The 4555-nt window shown below is 55.8% G+C and carries 3 protein-coding genes; 1 reads left to right on the top strand and 2 read right to left on the bottom strand.

Annotation, left to right across the window (positions count from 1 at the left end; translation table 11 throughout):
- A partial coding sequence (locus AUR66_RS00520; protein ID WP_058570581.1) for an oligosaccharyl transferase, archaeosortase A system-associated occupies positions 1–3046 on the bottom strand: 3046 nt, incomplete at its 3' end.
- Positions 3047–3160: 114 nt separating this feature from the next.
- Here AUR66_RS00520 and aglG point away from each other — a divergent pair.
- Positions 3161–4102: a glucosyl-dolichyl phosphate glucuronosyltransferase gene (gene aglG / locus AUR66_RS00515; protein WP_058570580.1), complete on the top strand. Its 942-nt coding sequence runs from the start codon at positions 3161–3163 to the stop codon at positions 4100–4102.
- Between the two features lie 9 nt (positions 4103–4111).
- Here the strand turns inward: aglG and AUR66_RS00510 are convergent.
- A partial coding sequence (locus tag AUR66_RS00510) for a glycosyltransferase (RefSeq protein WP_231727700.1) occupies positions 4112–4555 on the bottom strand: 444 nt, incomplete at its 5' end.

Below are 4555 nucleotides of genomic sequence, written 5' to 3'. Positions count from 1 at the left end.
TGGACGACTGTTCTGTGATCAGTTCTTGTTCGTTTCGTTCGAGGGTAACCTCGACGGTGCCGTCTTCAGCACCGTTGACGAGGCCCTCGTCGACGCTGACATTCTGGGCTTGATAGGCGACGATGGTGCTGTTGTCTTCGAACGACGTTGGACCACTGAACGTGTAGTCACCCGTCGCACGGACGCTCACGTTGGTGTACCCGTTTTCGGGGCCGTAGTCATCATATCCAGTCGTCGAGTACGGCAGCGTCATGGTGAACTCGCCGTTGTCGTCTGTCTGGACCTGCTGGGTGTAGGTGAACGTCGTGTTGGTCGTCAGGTCACGCATCTCGACTGTAGCGGTTACATTCGAGTTTGCTGGGGCACCGGACCCTTCGACAGTTGCACCGGGGACACGTTCGAATGTCTTGACCCACGCTGGGTTGTTCCCGAGGAGCACCTGTGGTTGAATACCATAGGTGTTGCCTGCCTGAACCAAGGAGTTCTGGTACGAACCGGAGCGAAGGGCCGAACTGTTCGACGACTTCACGAGACGGTAGTGGTCCAAGGCTTCGATGCGTTCTTCTGGGAACGCGCCTACGCCACCAATCTGCGAGGTCGGGTCGCTCTCGACATATGCCTCGGCAGCACTCATGTTATCGAACGTCTTGATTGGTTGACCGTCCGACGGTGTCACACGGATGGTTTGACTCTCGGAGACTGGGCGTTCTTCCCAGTCGACAACGACGGGCGCTGGGTCACGAGCGCTCCCATGGTACTTGTAGAGGCGGACCATCAGACTCTCGTAGTAGCGTTGGTCTTTGAGGTTCGTCACGCCTGCAATGCTCGTCTGTCCATTCTGCTCTTGGAGTCGGTAGATGCGGTTGTAGAAATCTGACGTGGAGACGTTTGATTCGTCGTACCAGACCGTCGGTGCCCCGAACTTCGAGTCAGTCGAGACCATCTGCCAGTCGACCATTACGTAGCGGGTGTTCTCGCCTTCACTATCGTCACCCATAGACGTGAGGACGTTTTCTGCTTGCTGTTCATCGGAGGCCAGCAGGAAGTTCGCTGCTTCCGTCGCGCCACCTTGGAACGGGTTCGCGTTCGGAATCCGCTCTCCAAGGACTGTTATCCAATGACCATAGTCCCACCAAGACATGACACCGTACGAGCCGTCTGGGTAGTCAAAGTCATCTGCATACTTGTACGTCCCGTAGTACTCCATCTGGTTCGACGCGCCACCAAAGGTACCTTCAGCGGGTGTGTTTTCTTCCATCCAGTCAAGAGGCTCGTCCCACTCGGTGACTGTTCCTGGTCCGGTCTGTGATGCCTGCATGGCATTGCTCGTTGCGCCACCATTTCCAAGTTGAATCGGAACGATGAGGACTGGCGTGAGGATGAGAAGAATTGCAAATGCCACTGCAGCGACGCGTCCGTACGAGACGTCCTCCAGTCGGTCGACATTGGCGAGTCCAATGAAGCTGAGGCCGAGAACTTCACGGAGGAGGTAGGCGTTCATCACTGCGACGACGACTGCGAAATAGTAGTTGAACCGTACTTGTGTGAACGCCGCCGACGTCATAATCGCTGCCCACACGAGGACGAACAGGTGTTCGCTCTCGTAATCTGCTTGCATCACAGCACCGACGATGAGTGCGGTGACGATGGTCAGACTGACCAGAGACGACTCAACGCCAAGCAAGCTTGCGATGCCGTCTGGGAGAGCGGGAATCAAGAACAGGATGCCAATGAGCGCGAGACTAGCAGCGACGTACCCGATTTTTCGGGAGTCACCTTCGCGCACGAGCGGCTTGGCGGTGAGCCATATCGCAGCCACAGCGCCGGTAAAGAAGGTGAACCCGTACTCACTCATGATACGGTCGACTGCTGTCAGGCCGCTCGATTGGAGAATGTTCGCCGCGAGGAACGGTTGTGCTTCGCCAATAGTACGCGTCGCCGCCCCTGCGCTAAACCCAACGGTTCGAAGGAAGTTTCGGGAAATTGAGCTGAACACGTCAGGGAGGACGAGTGAAAACAGCACCAACCCGGCGAGCATGATACCGCCCACAGCAGCGGGGTAGCCTCGGTCGTCAATATCATTCGACTCCCACCAGCGAGCGAGGGCAGCGAGGAACACCGCACCGAGTCCCACACCAAATGAGAAGAGCGGTTGCAGGAAGCCGAAGTCAGTCACACCAAAGGACATCTCTTCGAGTGGGACGAACATCAAGATGCCCGTAACCATCATCGAGACGGCACCGACAAACGCGGCATGTTCTGGGGAGTTTCCGCGAGCGTAGTCGGAGACCATTTTCAGGACCAAAAAGAGGCCGAAGATGCCGACGAGGAGGATTCCTGGCGGCCACGACCACATGTAGATGGCTGTCGCAACACCGGCAAGCGCTGACCACTTTAGTGGCTCTCGGAGAGCATCGAAGTCACGAACTTGGACGAGTTCCCAGACCGGTTTCTCGCGGTCGGCGACCGTGAGTGCGATCATGAGTGCGAGAACAGCAAAGCCCATGAAGAACGGCTCTGCGATGTTGTGGTCGGCGAAGCCGACGAGACCACGTCGGAGGAACGTCCCTGGGAGCAGCATGAGAATGATCGCTCCGAAGAGACCTCCGAGGCGACCACCCAGCCGTTTTCCGATCAGATAGGTCGGGATAGCAACGAACGCACCAAAGAACACAGGGGCGACCAAGAGGGTCTTCGCAACTAACTCTGAAGATGGACTTCCGAGCCCGACGACGAGTGCCGCGGTCGCGACGATTTGGTCGTAGATAGTACCGAACTGACCTGCGGTTGTCCCGAATGGGAACTGAGTCCACGGGTCAAATGGCATTGTCGTCGGCCAGTTGCGGACGGTGTATTCCACCTGGCGAAGGTGATACCAGGCGTCATTTCCTGAGAAGAATACCGATCCCTCTCGAATGAACGCATCATAACTGCGGAGTCGTATCCACAGCATGATGAGAACGATCGTCGAGAGGACCGGTATGTGATACCAGTCGCGAGCGAGATCCGCTACGGAGGGCGAATGCTCTTGTTGCTCGTCGCTCATTGTGACCAACAACCGTCAAGCCGTTCATAAGCCTTGTGATAGGCTATGTAGAGTAATCCATCGGTTCAAAGTGAAGGACAATACTTATTCACATATCCTCGGTAGCACCGGCCAATGAAAGTCTCCGTCGTGGTCTGTACCTACTCGATGGAACGGTACGAGTCGTTTTCTGAGACTGTCGAGAGTGCACTCGAACAGACTTACGATCCCCTCGAGGTCGTTATCGTCGTCGACGGAAACGAGGAAGTGTTCGCTCGAGTCGAAGACGACTTTGGCGACATCGACAACGTCGTCCTCCATTGTAACGACGAGAATCGCGGCATCTCGTACAGCCGGACGAAGGGTGCTGAACTTGCATCTGGAGAAATCGTCGCGATGATCGACGACGACGCGACAGCCGAGCCAGACTGGATCGAAACGCTCGTCCAAACGTATGAGGACAATCCAGAAGCGGTCGCTGTCGGTGGCACAGTCGTCCCCGATTGGGTTGCTCGAAAGCCCGATTTCTTCCCAGAAGAGTTCTACTGGCTCGTTGGATGTGACGAACGCGGGTTCGGCAACCATATGGAGGAGGTACGAAACACGTACGGCTCAAACATCTCCTTCAAGCGTGATGTCTTCCTCGATGCCGGTGGGTACGACACCAACACGGGCCGAAAAGGCGACAAACACGTCCAAGCCCACGAAGCGCCGGTCTGTATCCGAATCTACAACAACACCGGTAAGCGTGTTATCTACAACAAGCGTGCCCGTGTGAACCACAAGCTGTTCGAGTACCGTACCGAATTCCAGTGGCTCGTTTTCCGGTCGTTCTGGCAAGGCTACTCGAAGCGTGTGATGGACCTCCTGTACCCGGAGGCGTCCGACGACAAGAACGACTACCTCAAGGATTTGATGTTGGTGTACGTCGTCGACCGCTTGATTAAACTAGTGAAGAACCCGTCGACGGCGAAGGTCCAACAGTTGGTCGCTATCTTCGTGTTTACTGCGGCGGTCGGCTTCGGCTACCTGTATGGGTTGTTGACGCCGGATTTGGTCGAAAAGACGAACGCGTAAATCAGTGGCTCAAGACCGATAGACCGTCTCGAATCTTTCGGCGATATCGTCCCAATCGTGGTTAGTCACAGCGGCGACGTGATTCGTCTCGCCGAGTTCTGTTCGCTCCTTTAGTGAGAGATCTCTTGCGCGTTCGAATCCGTTGCTAAGACTATCGTAGATGACGTTTCCATCGGGTAGAATCGAAGGGATGCACCCTGCGTTCGGTGCGATAACGGGACATCCGAAACTGAGACTGAGGACGACAGACCCCGAACTAAAGATGTCACGATATGGAAATACACCGAAGTCACACGCCGCAAAGTAGATTGGAACTTCTTCGTTAGGGATGTACCGAAAGTCGGTTACGACGTTTTGTTGGTCGGCGGCGAGCGCACGGATGGTGGCGATGTCACTGTTGTCCATCGGATTGCCTGCGACGATAAGACACTCGTCTTCGGTACTCACACGCTC

The sequence above is a fragment of the Haloferax profundi genome, from assembly GCF_001469865.1.
Classification (GTDB): Archaea; Halobacteriota; Halobacteria; order Halobacteriales; family Haloferacaceae; genus Haloferax; species Haloferax profundi.
The sequence above is the reverse complement of the archived record's forward strand: the minus strand, read 5'-3'. Positions and strand labels throughout refer to the sequence as shown.